20 protein-coding genes are annotated in these 26,754 nt (G+C 68.3%); 9 read left to right on the top strand and 11 right to left on the bottom strand.

All coding sequences use genetic code 11. From position 1 onward, the window contains the following. Positions 1 to 74: 74 nt before the first annotated feature. The 6 genes from B3Z70_RS00180 (at position 75) to B3Z70_RS00155 (ending at position 8,972) form a co-directional block, all read left to right on the top strand. A complete protein-coding gene (locus B3Z70_RS00180) occupies positions 75 to 2,249 on the top strand; it encodes a TonB-dependent receptor (RefSeq protein WP_292019497.1) in 2,175 nt (724 codons plus the stop codon). Positions 2,250 to 2,321: 72 nt separating this feature from the next. Next, positions 2,322 to 3,911: an AMP-binding protein gene (locus B3Z70_RS00175; protein ID WP_292019499.1), complete on the top strand. Its 1,590-nt coding sequence runs from the start codon at positions 2,322 to 2,324 to the stop codon at positions 3,909 to 3,911. Positions 3,912 to 3,984: 73 nt separating this feature from the next. Continuing rightward, the gene (locus tag B3Z70_RS00170; RefSeq protein ID WP_292019511.1) at positions 3,985 to 4,686 is read left to right on the top strand and encodes a TetR/AcrR family transcriptional regulator; all 702 of its coding nucleotides are present in this window, start codon (positions 3,985 to 3,987) and stop codon (positions 4,684 to 4,686) included. Further along, positions 4,679 to 5,929 carry a serine hydrolase domain-containing protein gene (locus B3Z70_RS00165; RefSeq protein ID WP_292044335.1) on the top strand — a complete coding sequence of 417 codons (1,251 nt, stop codon included), beginning with the start codon at positions 4,679 to 4,681 and terminating at the stop codon, positions 5,927 to 5,929. Before B3Z70_RS00170 ends, B3Z70_RS00165 begins: the two co-directional genes overlap by 8 nt. Positions 5,930 to 6,000: 71 nt before the next feature. Next, entirely contained in the window at positions 6,001 to 7,290 is a 1,290-nt protein-coding gene (locus B3Z70_RS00160; RefSeq protein ID WP_292019513.1) for a spinster family MFS transporter, read from the top strand. Positions 7,291 to 7,406: 116 nt separating this feature from the next. Beyond that, positions 7,407 to 8,972 carry a carboxylesterase/lipase family protein gene (locus B3Z70_RS00155; RefSeq protein ID WP_312082937.1) on the top strand — a complete coding sequence of 522 codons (1,566 nt, stop codon included), beginning with the start codon at positions 7,407 to 7,409 and terminating at the stop codon, positions 8,970 to 8,972. Between the two features lie 233 nt (positions 8,973 to 9,205). Here the strand turns inward: B3Z70_RS00155 and B3Z70_RS00150 are convergent, their stop codons facing one another. Then, positions 9,206 to 9,955 carry a sulfite exporter TauE/SafE family protein gene (locus B3Z70_RS00150; RefSeq protein ID WP_292019506.1) on the bottom strand — a complete coding sequence of 250 codons (750 nt, stop codon included), beginning with the start codon at positions 9,953 to 9,955 and terminating at the stop codon, positions 9,206 to 9,208. Positions 9,956 to 10,053: 98 nt separating this feature from the next. On the opposite strand from B3Z70_RS00150, the gene B3Z70_RS00140 reads away from it, so the two are divergent. Then, positions 10,054 to 10,944 carry a LysR family transcriptional regulator gene (locus tag B3Z70_RS00140; RefSeq protein ID WP_409410520.1) on the top strand — a complete coding sequence of 297 codons (891 nt, stop codon included), beginning with the start codon at positions 10,054 to 10,056 and terminating at the stop codon, positions 10,942 to 10,944. Between the two features lie 314 nt (positions 10,945 to 11,258). Continuing rightward, on the top strand, positions 11,259 to 14,561 hold the full coding sequence (locus B3Z70_RS00135) for a S8 family serine peptidase (protein ID WP_292044333.1): 3,303 nt from the start codon (positions 11,259 to 11,261) through the stop codon (positions 14,559 to 14,561). Between the two features lie 72 nt (positions 14,562 to 14,633). Here B3Z70_RS00135 and B3Z70_RS00130 read toward each other — a convergent pair whose 3' ends face one another. The 6 genes from B3Z70_RS00130 to B3Z70_RS00105 form a co-directional block, all read right to left on the bottom strand. Beyond that, a complete protein-coding gene (locus tag B3Z70_RS00130) occupies positions 14,634 to 15,284 on the bottom strand; it encodes a hypothetical protein (RefSeq protein ID WP_292044331.1) in 651 nt (216 codons plus the stop codon). 50 nt (positions 15,285 to 15,334) lie between these two features. Next, positions 15,335 to 17,533: a GumC family protein gene (locus B3Z70_RS00125; protein WP_292044329.1), complete on the bottom strand. Its 2,199-nt coding sequence runs from the start codon at positions 17,531 to 17,533 to the stop codon at positions 15,335 to 15,337. A 72-nt stretch (positions 17,534 to 17,605) separates the two neighbouring features. Beyond that, positions 17,606 to 18,874 (bottom strand): outer membrane beta-barrel protein, encoded by a 1,269-nt coding sequence (locus tag B3Z70_RS00120; RefSeq protein WP_292044328.1) that lies wholly within the window; start codon positions 18,872 to 18,874, stop codon positions 17,606 to 17,608. 11 nt (positions 18,875 to 18,885) lie between these two features. Beyond that, positions 18,886 to 19,860: an SDR family NAD(P)-dependent oxidoreductase gene (locus B3Z70_RS00115; RefSeq protein ID WP_409410521.1), complete on the bottom strand. Its 975-nt coding sequence runs from the start codon at positions 19,858 to 19,860 to the stop codon at positions 18,886 to 18,888. Then, on the bottom strand, positions 19,860 to 21,182 hold the full coding sequence (locus B3Z70_RS00110) for a UDP-glucose dehydrogenase family protein (protein WP_292021548.1): 1,323 nt from the start codon (positions 21,180 to 21,182) through the stop codon (positions 19,860 to 19,862). Before B3Z70_RS00110 ends, B3Z70_RS00115 begins: the two co-directional genes overlap by 1 nt. A 127-nt stretch (positions 21,183 to 21,309) precedes the next feature. Beyond that, the gene (locus B3Z70_RS00105; RefSeq protein ID WP_292021552.1) at positions 21,310 to 22,101 is read right to left on the bottom strand and encodes a PhoH family protein; all 792 of its coding nucleotides are present in this window, start codon (positions 22,099 to 22,101) and stop codon (positions 21,310 to 21,312) included. 309 nt (positions 22,102 to 22,410) lie between these two features. Between B3Z70_RS00105 and B3Z70_RS00100 the strand changes: the two genes are divergently transcribed. After that, positions 22,411 to 22,938: a gamma carbonic anhydrase family protein gene (locus tag B3Z70_RS00100; protein ID WP_292021546.1), complete on the top strand. Its 528-nt coding sequence runs from the start codon at positions 22,411 to 22,413 to the stop codon at positions 22,936 to 22,938. Here B3Z70_RS00100 and B3Z70_RS00095 read toward each other — a convergent pair. The 4 genes from B3Z70_RS00095 to B3Z70_RS00080 all read right to left on the bottom strand — a co-directional run bounded on the left by B3Z70_RS00095 (position 22,933) and on the right by B3Z70_RS00080 (position 26,694). Further along, on the bottom strand, positions 22,933 to 23,865 hold the full coding sequence (locus B3Z70_RS00095) for a bifunctional riboflavin kinase/FAD synthetase (RefSeq protein ID WP_292021543.1): 933 nt from the start codon (positions 23,863 to 23,865) through the stop codon (positions 22,933 to 22,935). The two genes, B3Z70_RS00100 and B3Z70_RS00095, sit on opposite strands and share 6 nt — an antisense overlap. Further along, complete coding sequence (locus tag B3Z70_RS00090; RefSeq protein ID WP_292021541.1) at positions 23,865 to 24,326, bottom strand: MaoC family dehydratase; 462 nt, start codon at positions 24,324 to 24,326, stop codon at positions 23,865 to 23,867. The genes B3Z70_RS00095 and B3Z70_RS00090 overlap by 1 nt, the downstream gene beginning before the upstream one ends. Positions 24,327 to 24,365: 39 nt before the next feature. Then, positions 24,366 to 25,235 (bottom strand): TIGR01459 family HAD-type hydrolase, encoded by an 870-nt coding sequence (locus tag B3Z70_RS00085; RefSeq protein WP_292021540.1) that lies wholly within the window; start codon positions 25,233 to 25,235, stop codon positions 24,366 to 24,368. Between the two features lie 184 nt (positions 25,236 to 25,419). Then, positions 25,420 to 26,694 (bottom strand): EAL domain-containing protein, encoded by a 1,275-nt coding sequence (locus B3Z70_RS00080; protein WP_292021538.1) that lies wholly within the window; start codon positions 26,692 to 26,694, stop codon positions 25,420 to 25,422. Between the last annotated feature and the right edge of the window lie 60 nt (positions 26,695 to 26,754).

Below are 26,754 nucleotides of genomic sequence, written 5' to 3'. Positions count from 1 at the left end.
CAAGCCGCGCGATCGGTGTGAACGTCGGGGCATGGCGACGAAGAGCGCCGAGGAAACATCGGGAAGGATCGATCATGGGCCGCAGGCTCTGGATTACGGCGTCCGCCGTCGCGCTGCTGTGGAACGGAGCGGCGCAGGCCCAAGAGGCCGACCCTGCTGAAACCAAGGCGGACAAGGATCAGGCCGCCGTCCTGGGCGACGTGGTCGTCACCGCCGAACGCCGCACCAGCAATCTTCAGACGACGGCCGTCGCCGCCACGGTGCTGAGCGGGGAAGACCTGGCCGCCAAGGGCGTGCTGTCCCTGGATCAACTGCAGTTCGCGGCGCCCTCCACCACGGTCCAGAACTTCGGCCAGGGCAATTTCTTCAATGTGCGCGGCATCGGCAAGTCCGAGGCGACGACCGCCGTAGGCGTGGGCGTCATCACCTATCGCGACGGCGTGGCGGCGTTTCCGGCCTATTTCCAGACCGAACCCTATTACGACATCGGCAGCCTGGAGCTGCTGCGGGGGCCGCAGGGCACCTTTGCGGGGGCCAATGCGACCGGCGGCGCCGTCTTCATCACCGCGCGCAATCCCGACTTCTCGGGCATCAACGGCTATGTCTTCGGCCAGGCCGGAAACTATAACGACATCAAGCTGCAAGGCGCGATCAACCTGCCGCTCACCGAGACCCTGGCGGCGCGCCTGGCCTTCAATCACGAGACGCGCGACAGCTTCTACACCATCGCCGGACCCTATCGCGGGCATCCCGGCGTGGTGGATTCCAACAGCGTGCGCGCCAGCCTGTTGTGGCAGCCGACCGACGCGCTGAAGGTGTTGTGGAAGACCGATTACAACAACATCGATCTTGGCGGCTATCCGGCCGATCCGGCGCTAGCGACCAACGATCCGTTCCACATCACCTCGAACGGTCCGAACGAGGCGCATGACGAGTTCGTGCGCTCGTCGCTGAACGTCAGCTATGTGTTCGACAGCGGCATGACGTTGAAGTCGATCACCGGCTATCAGGCTGGCCGCTCGCGCTTCGCCACCGATCTGGACGGCACATCGGCGTTGAACAACACTTTCGTCGATCAGCTGGACGAGGAGGTCTGGTCGCAAGAGTTCAACCTGATCTCGCCGGATCAGCAGCGCCTGACATGGCTGCTGGGCCTCTATTATCAGTACGATATGGCCCGTTTCCCGGCCAAGGCCTTCCCCACCGCCGAATACCGGATCGGTTTCCCGGAAAACGTCCTGGACATCTATCTGTGGGGCGACACGCCCAAGGAAACCGCCGCCGTCTTCGGTCAGGTCAGCTATGACATCACCGACCGGCTGCAGTTGCAGGTGGGCGCGCGCTACGCCCATTCCGTATCGACCAACGACGACGTCTATACGACCTATCCGCAGTTCGGGATCGTTCTGTTCCAGGACGACAAGGTCAAGGACGACAAGGTGACCGGCAAGGTCACGCTGAACTGGAAGCTGGACGACGCCAACTTCGTTTATGGCTTCGTGGCGACGGGCCACAAGATGGGCGGTCTGAACGCGCCGAACCTGTACCGTCCGGCCCAGACCTTCGGCGCCGAAGACCTGGTCGATTACGAGCTGGGGTGGAAGTCGACGATGCTGGACGGCCGGTTGCGCAGCCAGATCGGCGCCTATTACACCGTCTATCAGGACTACCAGGTCAACATCGGCGACCCGCAGTATCCCCAGATCAGCCGTATCCAGAACGTCCAGGGCGACACCAAGATCATGGGGCTGGAAGCCTCTGCTCAAGGACGGTTCGGCCCGCTGTCGTTCGACGTCGCCGGATCGGTGTCCAACTCGGAAATGGGCGACTTCTTCGGGGCCGATCCGCGCCTGGGACGCACGGGCCTGTGCGATCCGTCGACGGGGCCGGCCAGCGCCAACTGCGTCAACATCGCGGGCAACACCAAGAGCTATGCGCCGGAGTTCACCTTCAACGCGGGGATCGAATACGCCTTCCCGCTGGGGTCGAACATGACGCTGACGCCGCGAGTGGACTACGCCCATATCGGCGAAAGCTGGACCACGATCTTCAACAATGCGGCGCTGGGCGACCGGCTGGGCGCGCGCGATATCGTCAACGCCTCGGTTCGGCTGAACACCGGCCCCTGGACGTGGGCGGTCTATGCGCTGAACGCCACGGACGAGACCTGTATCGCCGCCATCAACTCCGGGCTCCGCTACGCCGGGCCGCCCCGGCAGTACGGGATCAACCTGACCCGCACCTTCTGATCCCTGCGCCGAGGCGGGCGGCGCACGTCGTCGTCCCGCCGCCCTGCCTGACCTCTCGGAATCCCGTCGCGTATGCCGCCTGCCGCCTTCCAACCCATGCAAGACTACGCCCTGACCGTGGATCGTTTTCTGGATCACGGCGCGAAATGGCATGGGCGCAAGACGGTCGTGACGGCTGGCGGGGCGGGGGACGCGGTGATCGGCTATGCCGACCTGCGTCGGCGCGCCAACCGCCTTTCGGGCGCGCTGCTGGACCTGGGCCTTAGGCCCGGCGATCGGATCGCGACCCTGGCCTGGAACACCCAGCATCATCTGGAGGTCTGGTACGGAGCCATGGGCGTGGGCCTGACGTGCCACACCCTCAATCCGCGCCTGACCGTCGCGCATCTGGCCGCCATGATCACCGAGGTCGGCGACCGGGTGCTGGCGGTCGGCGCGGGTCTGTCCGACCTGGCGTGGGATCTGGCGGCGGCGTGCCCGTCGCTGGAACGGCTGATCCTGCTGGATGGCGATACGGAAGAGGGTGAAGGCGGTCTGCCCGTCGATGCGCTGGAGACGCTGTTGGTCGAGCGCGGCCGGACAGTCACATGGGGCGCGTTCGACGAGCGCACGCTGGCGGGCCTGTGCTTCACCTCGGGCACGACGGGTGCGCCCAAGGGCGTCGGATACACCCACCGTTCCAACTATCTACATACCTTGCGCGCGCTTCAGGCGGACGCCATGGCGCTGACGGCGCGCGACCGGGTGCTGGTGGCCGTGCCGATGTTCCACGCCAACGCCTGGGGCCTGCCGTTCGCCGCGCCGGCGGTGGGGGCGGGGCTGATCCTGCCGGGCAGGGCGACGGATGGGGCGTCCCTGGCGCGGCTGATCCAGCAACACGAAGCGACCGTCGCCGTGGGGGTGCCGACGGTATGGCTGGGTCTGCTTGATCATCTGGATGCGGTCGGCGACGAAACCCCGAGCCTGAAACGGATCATCATCGGCGGCTCCAGCTGTCCCGACGCTCTGCTGCGGCGGATGGAGAGCCGGCTGGGCGTGGTGGTTCAGACCAGCTGGGGCATGACCGAACTGTCGCCGCTGGGCGCCATCTCGCCGCCCGTAGCCGATATCGGCGGGCCGCATGGATCGGGGCGGCCGGCGATGGGGCTGGACCTGCTGTTGACCGACGAGGAGGGCGCGCCGCTGGCGGAGCAGCGCAACAGGGTCGGGCGGCTGAAGGTGCGGGGCGACAGCGTCACGCGCCGCTATTTCGGGGCGGCCGCCGATGCCGTGGACGCCCAGGGCTGGTTCGACACCGGCGATCTGGCCAGTCTGGACGACGAGGGCAATCTGATCCTGGCGGGACGGTCCAAGGACCTGATCAAGTCGGGCGGTGAGTGGATCAACCCGGTCGAGATCGAGGACATCGTCGGCGCCCTGCCGGCGGTGGGTCTGGTGGCGGTGATCGGCCGGGTGGACGGCAAATGGGGCGAGCGCCCCCTGATGGTGGTCGAACCGGCGCAGGGCGAGGCGCTGGACGACCATGCGCTGACGGCCAGTCTGAAGGGGCGGGTGGCCGATTGGTGGATCCCCGACCGGATCGTGCGGGTCGAGGCCATGCCCCTGGCCGCGACCGGAAAGATCGACAAGACGCAGCTTCGCGCCATCTACGGAGGCGCATAGGATGGGCGACGTTTCCGTCATGGAGCCGGTGCGTCGTCCAGGGACCGCGCCGGACCGTCTTGAGGTTCTGGTCATGTCCAAGTCGCCCCGCAAGCCGCGCAGCAAGGCCGAGCAACGCGCCGAAACCCTGGAGCAACTGCTGGACGCGGCCGAGGCCCTGTTTTCGCAGAACGGGTTTTCCGCCGTCACCATCAAGGACATCGCCGACAAGGTCGGGGTCCATAAGTCGCTGGTCCACTACTATTTCACCGACAAGCAGGACGTGTTCGACAAGGTTCTGGCGCGCCGGGCGCCGGTGACCAGCGGCCGCCGCATGGAGGCGCTGGACGCCTATGAACGGTCGGTGGACGGCAGGCCGACGGTGGAGGGCGCGCTGCGGGCGTTCCTGGACACCGACCTGGACACCTATTCGACCGGCGGGGAGGGGTGGCGCAACTTCGGTTCGCTCAGCGCCCAGATCAACAACACGCCGGCCTGGGGCGCCGAGATCATGGACCGGCTGTACGACCCGGTGGTGCTTCGCCTGATCGGCCTGCTCAAGAAGGCCATGCCCGACGCATCGGACGAGGACGTCTTCTGGGGCTATCATTTCGTTTCGGGCGCCCTGACCCTGACCCTGGCGCGCACCGGGCGGATCGACCGGCTGTCGGACGGCCTGTGCCGATCCGACGACTTCGAGGCGGTCAAGGCGCGCATGGCCGAGTTCATGGCGCACGGCTTCATCGGCATCTGCCGCAGCCGGGCGGACGCGAGAGAAGGACCGGGGCATGGCTGACGCAGGCGGCCTGGCCTTCGCCTCCAGCCCGGAGGCGGTCGGCTTCGATCCCGAACGGCTGGGGCGTCTGGACGCCTATACGGCCGGAATGGTCGAGGCAGGTCATGTGGCGGGCGCCGCCACCCTGTTGATGCGGCACGGCCAGATCGTGGCCTTCGACACCCATGGCAAGGCCGATCTGACAGCTGAGGCGCCGTTGGGGCGCGACGCCGTCTTTCGCATCTACTCCATGACCAAGCCGGTCGCGGGCGTGGCCTTGATGATCCTGTTCGAGGAGGGGCGCTGGAGCCTGGACGATCCGGTGACGCGCTTCCTGCCCGAACTGGCCGATCTGAAGGTCTTCGCCGGGCGCGACGCCAGCGGCGCGATCCAGACGACGCCCGTCCACCGCCCGCCCACCATGCGCGAACTGCTCAGCCATACGGCGGGCTTCGGCTACGGACTGTTCGACATCCACCCGGTGGAGCGCGCCTATCGCGAGGCGGGCGTACTGCGCGCCGACAGTCTGGAGCAGATGGTCCAGCGCGTCGCCGACCTGCCCCTGATGTTCCAGCCGGGGACCGAGTGGTTCTATTCCATCGCCGCCGACCTGCAGGGGCTGATCGTCCAGCGGCTGTCGGGCCAGAGTTTCGGCGGTTTTCTGCAGAACCGCATCTTCGGCCCGCTTGGCATGGCGGACACCGGGTTCCAGACGCGGCCGGACAATGCGCATCGGCTGGCGGCCATGTACTGCGACGACGGGGCAGGGGGGCTGAAGCCTGCGACCGAAGCCTTCGACATGCCGATCAACGACTTCACCCGGGCTCCACGGTTCGAGGGCGGGGGCGGGGGGCTGGTGTCCACCGCCGCGGACTACGCCCGCTTCTGCCAGATGATCCTGAACGGCGGCGAACTGGACGGGGTGCGCGTGCTGTCGCCCGTGTCCGTCGCCCTGATGTCGACCAACGTCGTGCCGGATGCGGTTCTGGCCGTCTCCAATCCGCTGCGGCTGCTGCCCTTCAATCCCGCCTTCGGATTCGGCCTGGATTTCGCCGTGGCCCTGGATCCGCGCCGGATCGGCATGGTCGAGGGGCGCGGCACGCTGAGCTGGGGCGGCGGCGGCGGGACCTGGTTCTGGATCGACCCGGAGAACGACATCGTCTTCGTCGGCATGATCCAGCGCATGGCGGACCCCGTCAGCAGCGAGTTCCGAAACCGGGCGCGCACCTTCGTCTACCAGGCGCTGACCCACCCCGAAAAATAGACGGGCCATCAGGTCCGCATCACGAGGAAACGACTATGAGCCAGCCCGAAGCGATCGTTCCCGATGGGCCGATGACGGCCGCGCCGCCGGGACAGGGCGTCGGCGCCCGGGCCTGGGTCGCCTTGGGCGCGCTGTGGTTCATCTATGTGCTGAACTTCCTGGACCGGCAGCTGCTGTCCATCCTGGCCAAGCCGATTCAGGACAGTCTGCAGATCACCGACAGTCAGCTGGGCCTGCTCGGCGGGCTCTATTTCGCGATGTTCTACTGCTTCATCGCCATTCCGGTCGGATGGCTGGCCGACCGGACCAACCGCGTGCGGGTGCTGGCCATCGCCTGCGGCATCTGGAGCGCGGCGACGGTGGCGTGCGGCCTGTCGCGAACCTATACCCAGCTGGCCCTGGCGCGCATGACCGTGGGGTTCGGCGAGGCGGGCGGCGTGCCGCCGTCCTACGCCATCATCGCCGACTATTTCCCGCCGCATCGGCGCGGGATGGCGCTGGGTCTCTATAATCTGGGGCCGCCCATCGGCGCGGCCTTGGGCATCGCTTTCGGCGCCTCGATCGCCGCCGCCTTCAGCTGGCGCGACGCCTTCCTGGCGGTGGGCGCGGTCGGGATCGTGGCGGCGATCGCGGTGGTCTTCGTGGTGCGCGAACCCCGACGCGGCGGGCTGGACGGTGTGGCCGTGGGCGCCGTGCAGCAGAAGGCCGGTTTCCTGCAGACGCTGAAGATGTTCTTCACCAGCCCGGCCCTGCTCCTGGCCTCCTTCGGCAGCGGCGCGACCCAGTTCATCACCTATGGGCTGGGCAACTTCGCCACCCTGTTCCTGATGCGGGAAAAGGGCATGGCGCTGGCCGACGTGGCCGTCTGGTACGCCCTGGTCGTGGGCGTGGGGATGAGCGCGGGCATCTTCTGTTCGGGCTGGGCCATCGATCGGTTCACCCGCCGGTCAAAGCGCGCCTACGGGCTCGTGCCGGCCCTGTCGCTGGTCCTGGCCATTCCCTTCTATTGCGCCTTCGTCTGGGCGCCGACCTGGCCCCTGGCCCTGGTCTTCCTGACCGGACCGACCTTCCTGAACTATTTCTACCTGTCGTCGTCCGTCGCCCTGGTCCAGGCCGAGGTCCGGCCCAATCAGCGCGTGATGTCGGGCGCCCTTCTGCTGCTGGTGATGAACTTCATCGGCCTGGGCCTGGGGCCCACCTATGTCGGGGCGGCCAGCGACTTTTTCCGCGCCAGCCACCCGGACCATTCGTTGCAGATGGCGCTCTATACGCTGGTGCCCTTCTATCTTCTGGCTATCGGCCTGTTCCTCTGGCTCGCGCGTGTGCTGGGCCGCCGCACCCACACGGAGGTTTCCCAATGAGCCGCAGGATCGCAACGCTGGCGCGACGCGCCGCCCTCGGCCTGGCAGCCGCGCTCGGTCTTTACGCGCCTTGCGCGTTCGCATCGCCGCTCGCCGCAAGCCCGCCAGAGCGCGCGGTGGTGCAATCCCCGGCCGGCGACCTGTCCGGCGTCACGGCGGACGGAATTCGCGCCTTCAAGGGCGTGCCCTACGCCGTGCCGCCGGTCGGGCAGGGACGATGGCGGCCGCCCGTCGCCCCGCCGCGCTGGAACGGCGTGCGCGACGCCAGCGACTTCGGCCCGGCCTGCGTCCAGCCGACGCCGCGCGTGCAGACGATCTATTCCTCGGACCTGGGCCGAACCAACGAGGACTGCCTGACGCTGAACATCTGGGCGCCGGCCGATGCGCAAAAGGCGCCGGTCATCGTCTGGATCCACGGCGGCGCCCTGGTCGCAGGGTCCAGTCGAGAGACCCTGTATGACGGCGCGCGCCTGGCGTCAGAAGGCGTGGTGGTGGTGTCGATCAACTATCGGCTCGGCGTGCTGGGCTATCTGGCCCATCCGGCGCTCAGCGCGGAATCGCCCGAGGGGTTGTCCGGCAACTATGGGCTGATGGACCAGATCGAGGCCCTGCGGTGGGTCCGGCGCAACATCGCGGCCTTTGGCGGCGACCCGCAGAACGTCACCATCGCCGGTGAATCCGCCGGCGGCCTCAGCGTCGTCTATCTGATGGCGTCACCGCCCGCGCGCGGCCTCTTCGCCAAGGCCATCGCCCAGAGCGCCTATATGATCTCGACGCCCGAGCTGAAGACGGCCCGATATGGCGCGCCGTCGGCCGAGGACGCGGGCGCGCGTCTGGCCCGAACCCTTCAGGCCCCCAGCGCCCGCGTGTTGCGGTCCATGGACGCCCAGACCCTGACCGACGCCGCCGCGCTCGCGGGCTTCTCGCCCTTCGCCGTCGTGGACGGCCAGATTCTGCCGCGTCAGCTTGTCGATGTCTTCGATCACGGCGAACAGGCGCCGGTCCCGATCCTGGCCGGGTTCAACAGCGGCGAAATCCGCTCGCTGAAGATGCTGGCCCCGCCGACGCCGTCCTGGCCTGCCGAGTACGAACGGATCATACGCGACCGTTACGGCGATCTGGCCGAGGCCTTCCTGGCCCTCTATCCCGCGTCCGACATGGCCGAGAGCATTCTGGCGACGACCCGCGACGCCCTCTACGGCTGGACATCGGAACGACTTGTCCGGTCGCAGACCGCGCTCGGCCGCCCCTCCTTCCTCTACTACTTCGACCACGGCTATCCGGCGGCCGATGCGGCGGGCCTGCATGGGTTCCACGCCAGCGAACTGCCCTACATGTTCGGACGACTGAACCGCACGCCGCCGCTGTGGCCCAAGATTCCCGACACGGCCCAGGAGACGGCCCTCTCCGACGCCATGGTCGCCTACTGGACCACGTTCGCCCGCTCGGGCGCGCCGGGGCAGGCCGCCGGCGTGACCTGGCCATCCTATGGCGAAGGTCGAAGATTTATGACGTTCGAGACGACGCCGAGCGCATCCGAACGGCTCCTTCCGGGCATGTTCGAACTGCATGAACAAGCGATGTGCCGACGACGGGAGGGCGGAGCTGCGCCCTGGAACTGGAATGCGGGTTTGGCGTCGCCGGTGCTTGGCAGCGTCCAATGCCGACGGCTGCCAGGGTGAGCGAAGCGCAAGCGGCCGGGGCGGGGCGGCTGACGTGCGCTTGCCTCGATCGAGCAGACAACACAGTCGAGACGCCAGGGTGGAGAAGGGGAGGGCGCAGTCTCCTCGGCCGCCGGGCGATCTGCGCTCGAACGTGATCGTTCAGCAGCGGTGGTCTTCAACCGACCTCGACGCAGACGCCGTCGCGAGAGATGGGCCACGCGAACAGGCGAATGCGCGAGAAGCGAGGCGGATCACAGCAGGGGCCGGCTCGCCATTTCGCCTCCGAGCAGAAGCAGGCAGACCAGAAATCCCCGGCGGAAGGCGACCGGACTGATCCGGTCACGAACGCTGCGCCCCGCCCACATTCCGGCGAGCGACGGAATCACGGCGAACACCGACAGTTGGAAGTAATCGTTCTGGAACGCGCCGTGCGCCCCAAGCCCGATCGCCAAAGCCGCCGTCGACACCGTGAAGGACAGGCCGAGGGCTTGCACAAGATCGTCCTTCGACAACCCGAGCGCCTGAAGATAGGGCACGGCCGGTATCACAAAGACCCCGGTCGCGCCGGTAAGGGCGCCCGTGATCGCGCCGACAAGCGGCGACAGCCACGTCTCGGCGCGTCCTGGAACGCTGAGTTGTCCCGCAAAGAGCGTGTAGGCGGAATAGATGATGAGCAGGACGCCGAGCATTGTCGTCGTCACCCCCGTATCGCCCCTGGAGATCCATCTCGACCCGAGCAGGGCGCCGACAAAGACGGCCGACATCATGGGCCAGAGCCTACGCAGCAGCGAGCCGAAGTGCGGACCCGCAAAGAGTTGCCAGACATTGGTGACAAGGGACGGCACGATCAGCAGGCTCGCGGCCGCCAGCGGAGAGATGGCCGCGCCGAGCACGCCCATCGCGACGGTGGGAAGACCCATGCCGGTGACGCCCTTGACCAGGCCAGCGGCGAAAAAGGTCGTGAAGGCGAGGACGAGCATCGCAATCGAAAGATCAATCATTCTTGGATGACTATACCCGCGCCCGTCACGGACAATGCGGAAGAGCCGATGTCCGCCTTCGGCTATGCCGAAGTCGCATTGGCGACTAATCGTGCCTCATGCGCTTTGATCTCACCGACCTTCGCCTCTTTGTCGCAGTTGTCGACGCGGGCAGCATCACCCATGGCGCCGTCGAGGTCGGTCTTTCGCTGCCCGCCGCCAGTGAAAGACTCCGGGCCATGGAGGCTGCGGGCGAAGTCGTGTTGCTCCATCGCGGCGGACGCGGCGTGGCGCTCACAGAGGCCGGCGAGGCGCTTGCCCATCATGCCCGCACGATCCTTCACCAGATGGCCCAGATGCGTGGCGAGCTTGGGCGCCATGCGAAAGGGTTGCGGGCGAATGTGCGTATTCTCGCCAATACGGCGGCCATCTCCGAGTTCCTGCCCGCGCGGCTTTCATCGTGGATGACGGCCCATCCCCAGGTCGATGTCGAACTCAAGGAAAGGCAGAGCAGCGACATTGCACGAAGCATTCTCGCGGGCTTCGCCGAGATCGGCGTCCTGTCGAACGCCGGCGGGGCCGAGGGGCTGACTTTGGGGGCGTTCGCCGTTGATCGGCTTGTGGTCGTGGTTCCGGCCGATCACGATCTGGCGGGACAGCGGCTGCTTCGCTTCGCCGATCTGCTGGACTATCATTTCGTCGGACTGATGGACGGCGCCCTGCAGAAGCATATCGAGATGCAGGCGGCGCGACTGGGCGGTAGAATCAAGCTGCGCGTGGCGGTTCGCGATTTTGAAGGCGTGTGCCGTATGGCGGGCGAAGGTGTCGGCATCGGGATCGTGCCGGAAACCGCAGCGCGCCGGGCGAAGCGAACAGCGCGGGTGGAGTTCGCACGGATTTCGGAGACCTGGGCGACACGCCAGTTGTCGGTCTGCGCCCGCAGCGACGCCGAGTTGACGCCCGCCGCGCAAAGCCTGTTCGATCATCTCACGTCCAGCCGCCGCGCCTGAAGCCAGACATCGGCCTTCAGACGACGCCTGACGTGCTGCGCGCTGAACGGCCGGGCGGGCCTGTCCGGTCGTCATCAACCACGCTCAGTTGGACAAGCCTGCTCCCATGACCAAGCCGATGCGCCGTCTAAGGGCGGATCGGCGCATTGGGCGTGTGATCCCAACCCGAAATCATCCCCGTAAGGATGATTTGTCGGCAGGTTTTATGGCTGAAATGTGTTGACGGCGCTCGTTGCATGGCCCCGAATGGGCGCTGGAATTGCGCCGTGGGGTTGCAAGCTTAAGCGTTCGTCGAAACGCAGTGGGGGAATAAAGTGGCTTTTAGTTTCAAGCTCGGCCTGTTGGCCGCGACGGCCGGCGTGGCGATGTTGGCGGGCACGGCGGCCAGCGCCCAGACGACGACGGCGCCGACGCCGCCTTCGGGCGGTTTCTACATGGCCAATGGGACGCGCACGACCAACTATCAGACGGCGTTGGCCTCGTGGCGGACGGACGCGCAGTTCTCGGTCGACTATTCCAAGGGTTTCCTGGGGCTGGAACACGCCTACGCCATGGGCTTGTCGGGACGGGGACAGACGGTCGGGGTCAATGACGCCGGCGTCTATGTCGATCACCCGCTGTTCGGATCGGCCGGCAAGGTGACGGGCCTGCGCAGCCAGGCGACCGCCGGCTATGGCAACGACGGCATGATCAATCCGCGCCGCCGCTGGGAAGGCCACGGCACCCACGTCTCGGGCACCATCGCGGGCGACCGGGTGGCGGGCCAGCCGATGTTCGGCAACGCCTTCAACGCCAAGCTTTACGCCGCTACCGCCAACTTCTCGGCCGGCGACTTCCTTTGGTACAAGGACGCGATCATCGACGGAAAGATCGTCGCCACCCAGACCCAGAACATCGTCGATCTGGCCAATACCGGCCAGGTGCGGATCAGCAACAACAGCTGGGGCAGCAGCACGTCGCTGCCGTTCAACGCCTCGCTGCCCACGGTGCTGGCGTCGTTCAATCGCAACTATGGCGACTTCTACAAGCCGGTGCTCGACAAGGACGTGCTCGTCGTGTTCTCGGCCGGCAACGGCTATGGCGTCCATGCCGGGATCGATGCGGCCGCGCCGCTGAACGATCCGCGCCTACGCTCCAACTGGCTGTCGGTCGCCAACTATTCCAGCTTCACCGCCGCCGACCCCTCGACCAGCTTCTGCGGTCAGACGGCGACCTGGTGCGTCGCCGGACCGGGGTCGCAGGTGGTTTCGTCGGTGCCGGCCTACACCATGGACCGCGCCGGCATCCTGGCGCTGTATCCTCGCGCCAACTATGCCAGCCTGTATTCCGCCGCCACCGTTCCCGCTCTGGAAACGGCGTCCGTCAATCAGTTCCTGGGCGTACTGAACGCCTATCTGGATGCGCGCAGAATTGGCGGCCCCAACTACAATGAAGATGCGTGGCGTCGTGAGGTCGCGCGTCAGGCGGCGGCCATCACCCTGGTTTCTGGCGCGCGTATGGGCGATCCTGACGGCTTCACCGCGCGTCTGGCTGGGCTTCTGGTCTCGACCAGCAATATTGCGATCCTCACGCCGGCCTTCTCTAGCGCCGTGCTGCAATACGCCAACGACGAGCTTCAGCGCGTCCTGAACCAGTATATCAAATACACGGGCGCGGGCTATGCGGCCTACACCGGCACCTCGATGGCGGCGCCGAACATCTCGGGCTTCGCGGCCCTGCTGATGGAGAACTTCCCGGAGTATTCGACGGCCCTGATCTCGGACATTCTGGTGTCCAGCTCCAAGGACCTGGACACGCCGGGCGTCGATCTGCGCTCGGGTTGGGGCGCGCCGCAGATGGACGTGGCGTTGCGGGGGCCGACGGCGCTTCGCGACACCCGCGACGTCACGGTCGCCGTGGGCACCGTCGACATCTGGAGCAACAACATCGGCGACGCGCGCGACCGCTATTCGGCCGAGGTCAAGGCCAACTTCGGCAACGACATCGGCGGACTGGTCAAGAAGGGCGGCGGCCAGCTGATCCTGACCGGCGCCAACGACTACAGCGGCCCGACGCGCGTCGAGGGCGGTCTGTTGACCGTCAACGGCAGCCTGCTGCGCTCCAGCGCCACGGTCGGCGGCGTCGGCATGATCGGCGGCACGGGCCGCCTGCTGAACCTGACGGCGGAAAGCGGCGGGGTGGTCTCGCCCGGCGACGGCGTCAATCCGTTCGGAACCCTGACGGTCGCGGGCAATCTGAACTTCAAGCCCGGCTCCTTCCTGTGGATCCGGTCCAGCGTGAACGGCGCGGCCTATTCGCGCCTGAACGTGGGCGGCACGACCAGGATCGACGGCGGCCAGGTCATCCTGAAGGCCGACAACGGCGAGTGGAACCTGCGCACGCAGATGAACATCATCAACTCGACCGGGGCCGTGACCGGAACGTTCAGTGGGGCGCAGAGCGATCTGGCCTTCCTGGCGCCGGTGCTGACCTATTCGACCAACGGGGTGGTGCTGACGGTGCGGCGCAACGACGTGACCGTGGCCTCGCTGGGCCTGACCGACAATCAGAAGTCGGTCGGCGGCGCGCTGGACGTCATGATCAACAACACCGCGACCGGCGCCAACCGCGACCTGTCGCTGGAGAACGCCCTGCTAGACGCCAGCGTGCCGGCGGTTCAGGGCGCGTTGAGCGGCCTGACGGGCGAGGTTCACGCCTCGCTGGGCGGCCTGGCCGTGTCCGACACCCGTTCGATCCGCGAGGCCATGTCCGAGCGCGGCCGCAGCCAGGGCGGCGCGGCGACCTACGCCGGCAACGGCGTCTCGGTCTGGGGCAGCGGCGTCTATGGCGACGGCCGTGGTTCGGCGCATGACGGCATCGCCGGCTTCCGCAGCGAGGGATCGGGCTATCTGGTCGGGGCCGAAAAGGCGCTGGCCGACGACATGCACATCGGCGTGGCCCTGGGCGAGACGCGCTCGGAACTGCGGTCGTCGCGCCTGCGCTCGACCGGCCGGGTCAACAGCGAACAGATCGGCGTCTATGGCGGCGCCGGCGTGGGCGACTTCCAGATCCGCGTCGGCGGGTCGTGGGCGAACGCCGACGTCCGCACTGATCGCACGGCGCAGCTGAACCAGTTCACCAACGCCCTGGTCGGCAACTATGACGGCAACGTCTGGCAGGCTTACGGCGAAGTGGCCTGGAGCCGCGCGGTCGGCGCCACCACGTTCGAACCCTACGGCGCCTACAGCCACGTCGAATACGACGCCGACGTCTCCGAAACGGGCGGGGACGCCGCCCTGTCGGGCAAGGTGAAGCAGAAGGCCGATCTGCTGACGGCCGGCTTCCGCACCCGCACCGTCCTGGCGGGCGGCCAGGGTCGTCCGCGTCTGTCGGCGGTGACGCACCTGGCCTACACTCACGATCTGAACGGGGACGGTCCGGTGTTCGACGCGGCCTTCGCCGATGGTCCGCGCTTCCTGATCGACGGCGCCAATCCGGGCGACGACGTCGTCTCGGGCGGCCTGGCCTTCAACATCCAGGCGACCGAACGCACGGCCGTCGAGATGGGCTACAGCGGCCTCTACAAGGACGAATACCGTGACAACCGCATCTACGGCCGGTTCAGCGTCAGGTTCTGATCGGGGCTGAAAACGCGCAAGACTGTCGCGCCCCCGGTTCCTGACCGGGGGCGCGATTGCGTTTGGCGGGGATCAGTTGGTCTGGGCGGACAGGGCGTCGTCGTCCTGGGTGAACGGGCGGTCGCGGTTCGCCAGCTGCTGCTCGATCCAGACGCCTTGAACGCGGGTCAGGCGTTCGACCGCTTGCACCGCGCCGCGCATGAAGGCGGCCGGCGTCTGCCCCGTCGCGGGCGGGACGACGGCGCCCTGATCGCCGTGGAGCAGGGTCGTGGCGTAGAGGTCCAGATGATGGCCCTGGCACCGGCCGTCGCGATAGGGGAACAGGCACAGGGTGTAGCGCTGCTCGACCCGGCCGGGGCGGCGCGGGGCGATGTCGGCGCGCCAGCTGGCGCCGTCGCAGACCGCCGCCCGAACCGGCCGCAGCCAGCCGGCCGGCGCGCGGGTCGTGGGACCTTGCAGGCCGGAACCGCCGGGCGCGGCCGGATCGATCAGGGTGAAACGGCCCGGCGTGCGGGGGATTTGCGCGAGGGGCTGGTTTCGGGCGACGACCGCGACGTCGGGGCTGGCCAGATGACGTTCCAGGGTTCGGGCGATCTCGCGCCCCGAGCGGGCGCTCTGGAAGTCGACGATGGCGTAGGCCTCGTCCAGGGTCTGGATCTGCGGTCCGGCGCTCGCGGCGCCCAGCGCGATCAGACCGACGAACGCCATCAGGGGTTTGTGCATCGTCATGCGCCATCAAGGTCACGACCGCCGCCCCTGTCAACGCCGCACCCTCAGGCGGCGTAGTATCTGCGATAGGCGTCGTGAGGATAGAGGCCATAGCCGTGGCCCTGCCTGGCCTGAACGCGGGCGTCGACCTGGGTCAGGCAGACGCCCAGCAGACGCGCGCCGGCGGGGTGCAGCAGGCGGGCGGCCGAGGCGACGGCGCGCGCGGGCGTGCGCCGCCAGCGCGCCACCAGCAGGACGGCGTCGGCCTTGGCGGCCAGCACGCGGGCGTCGGTCAGGACCAGCACGGGGGCGGTGTCGATCAGGATCAGGTCGAAGGCCTGACGAAGCTCGGCCAGCAGGGCGTCCATGGCCGGCGTCGCGAAGGCGTCGTCGGCCGACAGGCCCGAGGCGGCCAATGGCAGCACCTGCAGGCCTGACGCAGGGTCCAGCACCACGAGATTACGCCAGGCGGCGGCGCCATGCAGCACCTCGGCCAGACCGGCCGGGGGATTCAGGCCCAGCATCCGCGTGGCGCCGCGTCGGCGCGGGTCGCCGTCGATCAGCAGAACGCGCGCGCCCGACCGCGCCGCGACCCGGCCCAGGCACAGGGCGGCGGTGGTCTTGCCTTCGCCGGGCAGGGCGGAGGTTATGGCCACGATCCGGGCGCCGGGCGTCGCCAGCGGAACGACGGCGGAGGGCGTCGGCGACAGGCTGGCGCGAAGGGCGCGCACAGCCTCGGCGAAGACCGAGGTCGGGCGCTGGACGACCAGATCGATGGGGTGAAGGTCGTGCTCGTCCCCGGCGGCGACCGTGGCGGCCAGGGGCAGGGCGCCCAGCGGGGCCAGGTCCAGCCGCCGCTCCACGTCCTGGGGCGTGGACAGGCCCTGCTGCAGGGCGTTGGCAACCAGCACGGCGGCGACGGCGGCGCCCAGGCCCAGCACGACCGCCAGGGCCAGGCTGATGGTCAGGTTGGGCGCGCTGGGGGCGGTGGGCGGGGTCGCGCGCGAGACGATGCGGGCGTCGGCCTGTTCGACGCCGGTCTGGGCCCCGGTCTCGCGGTAACGGTCCAGGAAGGCGCGGTAGATGGCGCGCGCCGCCTCCGCCTCGCCCTCCAGTTCGCGCAGGCGGACGGAGGCGGCGTTGTTGTCGGCCAGGGCGTCGCGCGCCGTCTCCAAGCTGGACTGGACCGAGGCGGTGCGTTGGCGCGCCACCTGGGCCTGGGCGTCCAGGTTGGACACGACGCGGCGGATCTCGGCCTGGATCTGGGCGTCGATGTCGGCCAGTTCGCTGCGGGCGCGGACCATGTCGGGATGCAGCGGGCCATAGCGGACCGACAGGTCGGCGACGCGGGTGCTGATGGCGGCGCGCTGGCCGCGCAGGTTCTGCACCACGGGCGAGGTCAGGGCCTCGGCCACGTCGTCGCCGTTCGATCCGGCCGCCATCTGGGAACGGGCGGTGCGAAGGCGCGCGTCCTGCTCGGCCTGATGGGCGCGGGCGGCGGCCAACTGCTGATTATAGACCGAGATTTCCTGTTCGGTGAGGGTCGCGCCCTGGGCGCTGAGCAGGCCGTGGTCGATGCGATAGGCCGAGACGGCGGCGTCGGCGGCCTCGACCTGACCGCGCAGATCCTCCAGCCGGTCGCCAAGGAAGGCGTTGGCCTGGGCGTTGGCGTCGAATTTGGCGGTCAGCTGGGCGCGCAGATAGTGGTCGGCGAAGGCGTTGGCGATGCGGGCGGCCTTGGCCGGGTCGTCGGCGGTGAAGCCGACCGCCATGGAATAGGTCAGGCCGACGCGACGCACGGTCAGGCGGCGGCCCACGGCCTCGATCACCCGTTGGCGCGCCACGGCCGGGTCGGGCGCGGGCGGACCGCGGCCGGTCAGGCGGGCCAGCAGCGTGGGCCGAAGGACGGGGTTGAAGGCGGGGTCGCGGGTCAGGCCCAGGTCGTCCACGACGGCGGCGGCCAGTTGCGGCGAGCGCAGCACCTCGACCTCGGTGTCCACGATGGCGGCCTCGGCGTCCAGGGCGGACAGGACGGCGGGGCCGGCCACCACCTGGGCCTTGCGCGTATTGATCTTCAGGCTGGCGGCGGCGGTGTAGGCGGGCGGGCGGCCCAGCAGGACAGCCAGGACGATCAGGGCGACCACGGCCGCGACCCCGGCGAACAGGCCCGCGCGACGGCGAAAGCCGGCGATCAAGGCGTCGATGTCGATTTCGTCGGCTGCGGCGCGGTCGGCGGGAGCGGACGAGGGGTCGGTCAAGGTCATCGCGCCGCCGAACAGAAGTCGTCCGCATCAGTGGTGCGGTGTCGCGCGCAGGTTGTCAACGATCTCCGGGCGTTAGAAGCGCGCCGCCGCCGCCACGGTCAGCCGCAGGGCGCGATAGCGGGGACCGGGCGCGGCCCCGTTCGACACCTGGTCGATCCAGTTCAGATCGGCGGTCAGGCCCTGTCGGCGGTTCAGGCGATAGTCGGCGGCCAGGCCGACGCTGAACCGTTGATCGGTGCGGTCGCGCCCGACGTAGGCGTCATCGACATGGGCCGCCCGCGCCGACAGGATCAGGTTGCGCAGCAGTTCGTGGTCCAGGCTCAGAGACAGGTCGGTGCGCCGGGCGCCGGCCGCGCCGACCACTCCTGCATCGGCGACCGCGCGTTCGGCGGCCACGGAGACGGTTGTCAGGGCGGTGGGAAACCACGTCAGGCGCCCCCGGCCGCCGAAGCCGTCCAGATCGCCGAACCTCGGGTCGTCGAAGATCTGGCGCCGATGGCCCAGCGCGATGTCGCCGCGGATCAGTCCGCCCAATTCGAAGTCCACGCCCGCCAGGGTCTCGCGCCCGGTGGATGTGCGGTCGGGCCGGCCGGGAACGCGGCGATAGTCGCGGTCGTCGCCGGCGATTTGCAGATAGACCGCCGTCGCCGGCGACAGGGCGTAGGCCGCGCGGCCGGTCAGGGTCAGGGTCGTGCGGTCGCGGTCGTCCTGTTCGACCAGGGCGCCGGCCGCATCGGCGCCGTCGCGATAGTCGCGACGCTGCACCTCGGCGCTGGCGTCCAGGCGCAGGCGGCCGCGCGTCCTCTGGCCCGACAGCCGGGCCGAGACGCCGTCGAAGGCGACGGGGCGGACGGTCAGGGGATCGGCTCCAAAAGCGGTCCGGGCCTCATGCCCATGCTGCAGAGCAAGGCCCAGGGCCATGTGGGCGCCCTGAGTCACATCCAGGCGGCCGGCCCCGCCCAGGCGCCAGTTGGTCGTGTTCTCGCTTGAGACGTTCAGGTTCCGGTCCAGATCGAGCCGGGCATACCCCTGGACCTGGTGACGTCCCCAGTTCGAGCGGGCGGTGACGTCGGGCGTCAGGCGCAGGGTCGCGGCGGCCTGGACGTCGTTCTGGGCCGCGAAGATATTGTCGTCGAACACGGCCGCCGACTGCAGACGCGGCCACAGGGTGAAGCCTCCGACCCGCAGCCCCACGGCGTCATAGGCCGGCTGGGGCCGGTCGCGCACGGCCTGGCCACGCTGACGATAGAAGGGATCGGCTACAGCCGTCTGGGCGGCGGCCTGATCCGCAGCGAACAGGCCCAGGGATGCGGCGACGGCGGGACGGACGGCGCGTCGCATCACCCGGCGCGTCAGCCGTTCTGATACTGCCGCCACCAGGCCACGAACTTCTCCAGCCCGGCCTTGAGCGGCACTTGGGGCTGGTAGCCGCACAGGGCGTTCAGCTTGGAGACGTCGGCATAGGTGGCGGTGACGTCGCCGGGCTGCATCGGACGCATGACCTTTTTGGCCTCGACGCCCAGGGCCGTCTCCAGCGTCGAGATCATCTCCATCAGGCCGACCGGCTGACTGTCGCCGATGTTGTAGATCTCATGGGCGCCGGCGGCCGGCGGGCGGTCCAGCACGCCCACGATCCCGTCCACGATGTCGTCGATATAGGTGAAGTCGCGCGCCATCCGCCCCTCGCCATAGACCTCGATGGGCTCGCCGCGCACGATCTTCTGGGTGAAGCCGAAATAGGCCATGTCCGGCCGGCCCCACGGCCCATAGACGGTGAAGAAGCGCAGGCCCGACTGCGGAAAGCCGTAAAGCCTGGCGTAGCTCTGGCTCATCAGTTCGCACGAGCGTTTGGTCGCGGCGTAGAGCGAGACGGGATTGACGGTCGGATCGTCCTCTCGAAAGCCGGAACCCTCCAGCGGCCGGTCGCCATAGACCGAACTGGACGAGGCATAGACCAGATGGGTCACGTCATTGTGCCGCGCGGCCTCCAGCATCGACAGATGGCCGGCCAGGTTGGACCGCTCATAGGCGAAGGGATTCTCCAGCGAATACCGCACCCCCGCCTGGGCGGCCAGATGCACGATCCGCCGCACGCCCGCGTCCGCGACCAGGGCGCGCATTTGCTCGTGGTCGGCGATGTCGGCGCGCACCATGCGAAAGCCGTCGCGCCCCTCGAGCCGCGCGGCGCGGGCCGCCTTCAGGCGCGGGTCGTAATAGTCGTTGAAGACATCGACGCCGATCACCGGCTCGCCCCGATCCAGCAGGCGTTCGGCGACGTGCATGCCGATGAAGCCGGCCGCGCCGGTGACCAGGATCGGCGACCCCATCAGCCGCGCCCGACGCCCATATAGCGGAAGCCCCGGCTCTTCATGTCGTCGGGCCGATAGATGTTGCGCAGATCGACCAGCACCGGCTGTTTCATCAAAAGCTTGATCCGGTCCAGATCCAGGGCGCGGAACTGGTCCCATTCGGTGACCAGCACCACGGCGTCGGCGCCGATCACGGCGTCATAGGCGTTGTCCTTCATCTCCACGCCGGGCAGCAGTTTGGCGGCCTCGTGCATCCCCTCGGGATCGAAGGCCTGGACGTGGGCGCCGGCGGCGATTAGGGCGGGGGCGATGTCCAGCGAAGGGGCGTCGCGCATGTCGTCGGTGTTCGGCTTGAAGGTCAGGCCCAGCAGGGCGACGGTCTTGCCCGCCACGCTGTCGCCCAGGGTGGTCTCGACCCGGCCGGCCATGGCCTTCTTGCGGGCGTCGTTGACCTCGACCGTCGCCTCGATCAGGCGGGTCGGGGCGCCGTACTGCTGGGCGGTGCGGACCAGGGCGATGGTGTCCTTGGGGAAGCACGATCCACCATAGCCGGGGCCGGCGTGCAGGAATTTGGAGCCGATCCGCTTGTCCAGGCCGATGCCGCGCGCGACCTGCTGAACGTCGGCGCCGACCGCTTCGCACAGGTCCGCCATCTCGTTGATGAAGGTGATCTTCATGGCCAGGAAGGCGTTGGCGGCGTATTTGATCAGTTCGGACGTGCGGCGGCCCACGAACAGCAGCGGGCTCTCGTTCAGGTTCAGCGGGCGATACAGTTCGCTCATGACCTTCTGGGCGCGCAGCCCCACCTCGCCCTCCATGTCGTTGACGCCGATCACCACCCGGTCGGGGCGTTTGAAGTCGCCGATGGCGGCGCCCTCGCGCAGGAACTCGGGGTTGGAGACGACGGCGAAATCGGCGTCGGGATTGGCCTTTCGGATGATGGCCTCGACCTCGTCGCCCGTGCCGACCGGAACGGTGGACTTGGTCACGACCACGGTGAAACCGTCGATCAGTCCGGCGATCTCCTCGGCCGCCGCATGGACGTAGGACAGGTCGGCATGGCCGTCGCCGCGCCGCGTCGGGGTCCCGACGGCGATGAAGACCGCATCGGCGTTGCGAATGGCCTCGGCCCCGTCCAGGGTGAAGAACAGCCGCCCTTCGCGCACGTTCGCGGCGACCAGATCGTCCAGACCCGGCTCGTAGATCGGGATTTCGCCCCGCTCCAGCCGTTCGATCTTGGACGGGTCCTTGTCGATGCAGGTGACGACATGGCCGAAGTCGGCGAAACAGGCGCCGGACACCAGGCCCACATAACCCGTCCCAATCATCGCTACGCGCATCGAAATCCCTCATCAGCGGCGACCCGACCTTTAGCGGGGCGGCGCGCTTGGGGACAATGGCTTTTGGTTTCCAGGTGCAACGGGCCTGTAGCCGACGCGCCTCGTCGCCGGCTACAGGCGGAGAGGTTCAGAGCACGCCGATCATGGAGGCGACCAGCGGGTGGCGCACGATGTCCTGCTCGGCCAGGCGCACAACGGCGATGTCTGGCACGGCCTCCAGACGCGCCGAGATGTCCGACAGACCCGATATGCCGGGCAAGAGGTCCGACTGCTGCGGATCGCCCGTCACCACCATGGTCGAGTGCCAGCCCAGCCGCGTCAGCAGCATCTTCAGCTGGACGTAGGTGCAGTTCTGCGCCTCGTCCACGACGATGAAGGCGTTGTTCAGGGTGCGGCCGCGCATATAGCCGATGGGCGCGATCTCGATCAGACCCTCGGCCATCAGCGCCTTGACCCGCTTCATCGACAGCCGGTCCGACAGGGCGTCGTAGAGGGGGCGCAGATAGGGCGCCAGCTTGTCCTCCATGTCGCCGGGCAGGAAGCCGATGGATTCGCCGGCCTCGACCGCCGGACGCGACAGGACGATGCGCCCGACCTTGCCGGCCTCCAGCGCCTCGACCGCCTTGGCCACGGCCAGATAGGTCTTGCCCGTGCCTGCCGGCCCCAGCGCCATGACCAGATTGTGTTGGTCGATGGCCGCCATCAGCTCGCCCTGGCCTTCGGACTTGGGCTTCAGCGTCTTCAGATAGCCCTGGTCGCGGTCGTCGTTGGACGGATGGGGCGACCAGCCCGAGCGCGAGGTGTTGGGCGTATGGAGCCGGCGAACCTTCGACTCCTCGATGAAGTCACGCGAATCCAGGATGCCGTTTTCACGGGACTGACGCTTCGTAGCCGCACGCTTGGTCATGGACGCCTCCAGGGCATGAAAAAAGGCGGACCCGAACGGGCGCCGCCTTGGATGGGCTTGGGGAGGAAAGGGTCGCGGCCGCAACGCAGGCCGCCCGGATCGAGTGCAGGGCCGTCCGCAACGGGATCGACCCGCCGCCGAACAACCGAACCCGGATCCCAACGCGCCACGCACAAGCCCCGACGACTGACCGGACCGAACTTGATCCGGTTTCGGATTCGAGGCCGAAATGGCGACCCGCGAATCGCATCAACAGAATGATGCTATCGTGGTTAGCGTTCCGTTAAAGCCCTCGTTTTTCAAAGATTAGGTGGTGTTCTGATGACTGTTTACGCATTGGGCGACAGCAAACCTCAGCTTCCGCCGCAGGGCGAATACTGGGTGGCGCCAAGCGCATCGGTGATAGGGAATGTGATTCTGCACACGAACGCCAGCGTCTGGTTCGGCGCGACCCTGCGCGGCGACAACGATCCGATCACGGTGGGTCCCGACAGCAACATCCAGGACGGCAGCGTCCTGCATACCGACTTCGGCTCGCCGCTGACGCTCGGGCGCGGGGTGACGGTGGGCCACAACGCCATGCTGCACGGCTGCGAAGTGGGGGATTACAGCCTGATCGGGATCGGGGCGGTGGTGCTGAACGGCGTCAGGATCGGCCGCAACTGCATCATCGGCGCCAACGCCCTGATCACCGAGGGCAAGGTCATTCCCGACAACAGCCTGGTCATGGGCCAGCCGGGAAAGGTGGTGCGCGAACGCGACCCCGAACACATCGCCGTGCTGCAGATGTCGGCCGACCACTATGTGCAGAACTGGAAGCGGTTTGCGGCGGAGTTGCGCGCCTTATGACCCGCTGAGAACCGCCCGCGCCGCCGCCGCGTCGGCGTCGATCTGGGTTTTCAGGGCGTCCAGGCCGTCGAACGTCTCCTCGCCGCGCAGCCAGGCGATCAGCTGGGTGTCCAGCGTCTGGCCATAGAGGTCGCCGTCGAAGTCGAACAGCCACACCTCCAGCAGCGGCGTCTCCAGCGCATACATGGGCCGCACGCCCAGGCTGGCCACGCCGTCGACCACGCGCCCGTCCGCCAGCCGGCTGCGCGTCGCATAGACGCCGTAGGCCGGCCGCATATAGTCGCCCAAAGGCACATTGGCGGTCGGCACGCCGATGGTGCGGCCGCGCTTGTCGCCGTGGATCACCTCGCCCTGGATGGCGAAGGGGCGGCCCAGGATGGCGGCCGCGCGGGCCATGTCCCCGGCCTTCAGCGCCTCGCGAACGGCGCTGGACGACAGTTTCAGCCCATCGGCGTCGTCCAGACGCGGCGCCGTCGAAACGCCGAAGCCCAGCCGTTCGCCATAGGCGCGCAAGGCCTCGGGCGAGCCTGACCGCCCCTTGCCGAAGGTGAAGTCGAAACCGACGGCGGCGTGGCGGATGCCCAGGCCCTGGGCCAGCACCCGCTCGGCGAACTCGGCGTCGCTCATGCCCGCCATCTCGGCGTCGAAGGGCAGCAGATACAGGATGTCCACGCCCAGCGGCGCCAGGGCCTGGGCCATCTGGTCGGCGGTCATCAGGCGGAACGGCGCGGCGTCCTTCTGGAACCAGCGGCGGGGATGGGGATCGAAGCTGACCACGCCCAGCGGCGCGCCCAGCCGGTCGGCCGCCGCCTTCGCATCGGCGATCACGGCCTGATGGCCCCGATGCACCCCGTCGAAGGCCCCGACGGCGACGGCGGCGCCCTTTGCGGCGTCCGGCAGGTCGCGCCAGTCGCGAACGACCTGCATCAGCGCTGGGACGGTTTGCGCCGGCGCGGAACGCGGACCACGGCGACGCCGTCCATGATCATGGTCTCGCCCACGAAGCCCTCGCAGCTCAGCTTGACCCGCGCGCTTTCGGCCTCGACCTCGATCACCGTGATGACGATGCGCACGACGTCGTCGATCCGCACCGGCTGGTGGAAGGCCAGGGTCTGGGAGATGTAGATCGAGCCGGCGCCCGGCAGGATTGTGCCCACCACCGCCGAACCGAACGAGGCGCTGAGCAGGCCATGGGCGATCCGGCCGCGATAGGCGGTCTTTGAGGCGAAGGCCTCGTCCAGATGCACCGGGTTGAAATCGTCGGACGCCTCGGCGAACAGGCGGATGCGATCCTCCGTCGCCACGACGATTTTCTCGGCCGCCATGCCGACGTGAAGTTCGTCCAGGATGTAACCACCGGACGGATGCTGCTGAACCAATTCGACCATGATTGTGGCTTTAGCCGCCGTGCGACAAAATGGCGAGCCTTACCAGGCCAGTTCCAGCGCCGCGTAGCGCGCATAGGCGGTTTCGGCCTTCAGCAGGGCGCCGGCGCGGGCGGGGTCCAGCGATCCGTCCTCGCCCTTGGCCTGGTCGCCGTGGATGCCCTGGGCGATGAACAGACAGTCCAGTGCTTGCGCATTGGCGCCCATGACGTCGGTCACGACCCCGTCGCCGATGCACAGCACGCGCGAGCGGTCGACCGGGCGGCCCAGCAGGACCTCCGCCTCCTTGATCGCCAGGTCGTAGATGGGGGCGAACGGCTTGCCCGCCATGACCACGCGCCCGCCCTGCGAGGCGTAGAGGTCGGCCAGCGCCCCGCCGCAATAGATCAGCTGATCGCCGCGCTGCACCACCCGGTCCGGGTTGGCGCAGATCAGTTCGATGTCGCGCCCGGCGCCCACGGCGAACCGCGCGCGATAGTCTTCGGGCGTCTCGGTCGTGTCGTCCACCGGGCCGGTGACGGAGATGAAGGCGGCGTCCTCGGGCGAAGCGGCCCGCTCCAGCCCCAGGCCGGCGTAGAGGGGGGCGTCGCGTTCGGGCCCGACGATCCAGGCCGGGCCGGGCGCGCGCTTGGCCAGTTCCGCCCGCGTCGCGTCGCCCGAGGTGACGAAGGCCTTCCAGCTTTCACGCGGCACCCCCAGCCCGTCCAGCTGCGCGATCACGTCCGAAGCCGGACGCGGCGAGTTGGAGATCAGCACCACATGGCCGCCCTCGCGATTGAACCGCGCCAGCGCCTCGCACGGCGCCTTCCAGCTTTCGCGCCCATTATGGATCACGCCCCACACGTCGCAGAGCAGAATGTCGTAATCGCCGGCGACGGCGCCGAGGTGGGGCAGGGCGTGGGGGAGGGTCATGGGGCGTTGGTAGCCGCTGGGACGCGGAGGCGAAAGTCTCCTCCCCATGAAATGGGGAGGGACCGCGAAGCGTTGGAGGGGGTCTTGAAACGGGCTCGGCGCCTGTGATGCGGGATAAGCGCCTCCGTCACGGCGCGAAGGCGCGCCGCGCCACCTCCCCACGGAGTGGGAGGCACGGACTGTTTTAGCTAAACCGACGGCGCTGTTCGGCGCTGCGCAGGGTGGAGCGGAGGAACTCGGCTGGGGGGTCGGTTTCGGCCAGGACCTGTTCCTTGATGGCGCGGGGTTCGCCGAACAGGTGGCCCTGGCCCATCGCGACATCGAGTTCGAGGATATCGACGACCTGGCGTTCGTTCTCAACCTTTTCGGCGATGACCTCCACGCCGTAACGGCGGGTCAGGGCGGCGAAATCGGCGGCCTGGATGTCGGGCATGGAGCGCAGGGGGGCGCCGCCGTCCAGGTCCAGAAGTTGTTCGATCATCAGGTCGGCGGCGACCTTGATGAATTTGACGTCCGAGCGTTGCAGGTCGGCGAAGTCCAGGTCCAGCGTCTGGACCTTGTCCAGCGAGAAGCGGAAGCCCAGGTCGGCCAGCTTGGCCATGTTGCGCGCCTCGACCGCCCCGCGCGCGTCGAAGGTGGCCTGGCCCAGTTCGAAGATCAGGGCCTGGTTCAGGTCGCGGTTCTCGGACAGAAAATCCAGGAACTGCGGGAAGAAGGTCTCGTCGCCCAGCGAGGTCAGGGCCACGTTGCAGAAGACGCCAACCTTGCGGTCCTGGCGCGCCAGCCGTCGCACGATCTGGGCGCAGCGGAACAGCAGCAGATTGTCGATCGCCGGCACCAGCCCCTCGCCCTCGGCCAGCGACAGGTATTCCGCCGGCATCATCACCCGGTCGGTGGCGTCGCGCAGGCGGGTGAAGCTTTCGTAGAAGATGGTCCGGCGCTGCGGCAGGGAGACGACCGGCTGAAGATACAGGTCCACGCGCCCTTCGCTGAGCGCCTCGTGGATGGTGCGCAACAGGACGGAGGACTGGGCCTGGCGGCGGCCCTCGAAGGTCTCGACGCCGATGTGGGGCGCAGCAGACAGGCGTTCGTCGATGCTCTCGCTCATCTGCTGGACCAGGGATTCCAGCATCCGCACCTCGCCGGTCAGGGCGTCGGTGTCGGACAGGACGCCGCTCTCGATGGCGTGGGCCAGTTCGGTCAGGGCGCCCTGGGTCGATTCCATCGCATCGGCCAGCAGGCGGTGCGCCTCGCGGACCTGGGCGATCTCCTTCTTCAGGGCGCGACGGTCGGCGATGCCGGTGACGATGCCGTGGAAGGCGCCCAGCAGACCCAGCGCGCCCAGCGTCCCGGCCACGCCCGCGCCGATCCCCAGACCGGCGCGCCACAGGAAGGCGCCCACGGTCATGCCGAGGAACAGATAGGCGAAATACAGAAAGCCCGTGGTTACGTTGCGCATCGGCTGGCGGTCGGCCACTCCCGGATGGAATCGCCCGAGTATCAGGCTATCAATGTCATT

Origin of the sequence: Brevundimonas sp. UBA6550 (genome assembly GCF_002434505.1) — a bacterium.
In the GTDB taxonomy this organism is placed as follows: domain Bacteria; phylum Pseudomonadota; class Alphaproteobacteria; order Caulobacterales; family Caulobacteraceae; genus Brevundimonas.
The sequence above is the reverse complement of the archived record's forward strand: the minus strand, read 5'-3'. Positions and strand labels throughout refer to the sequence as shown.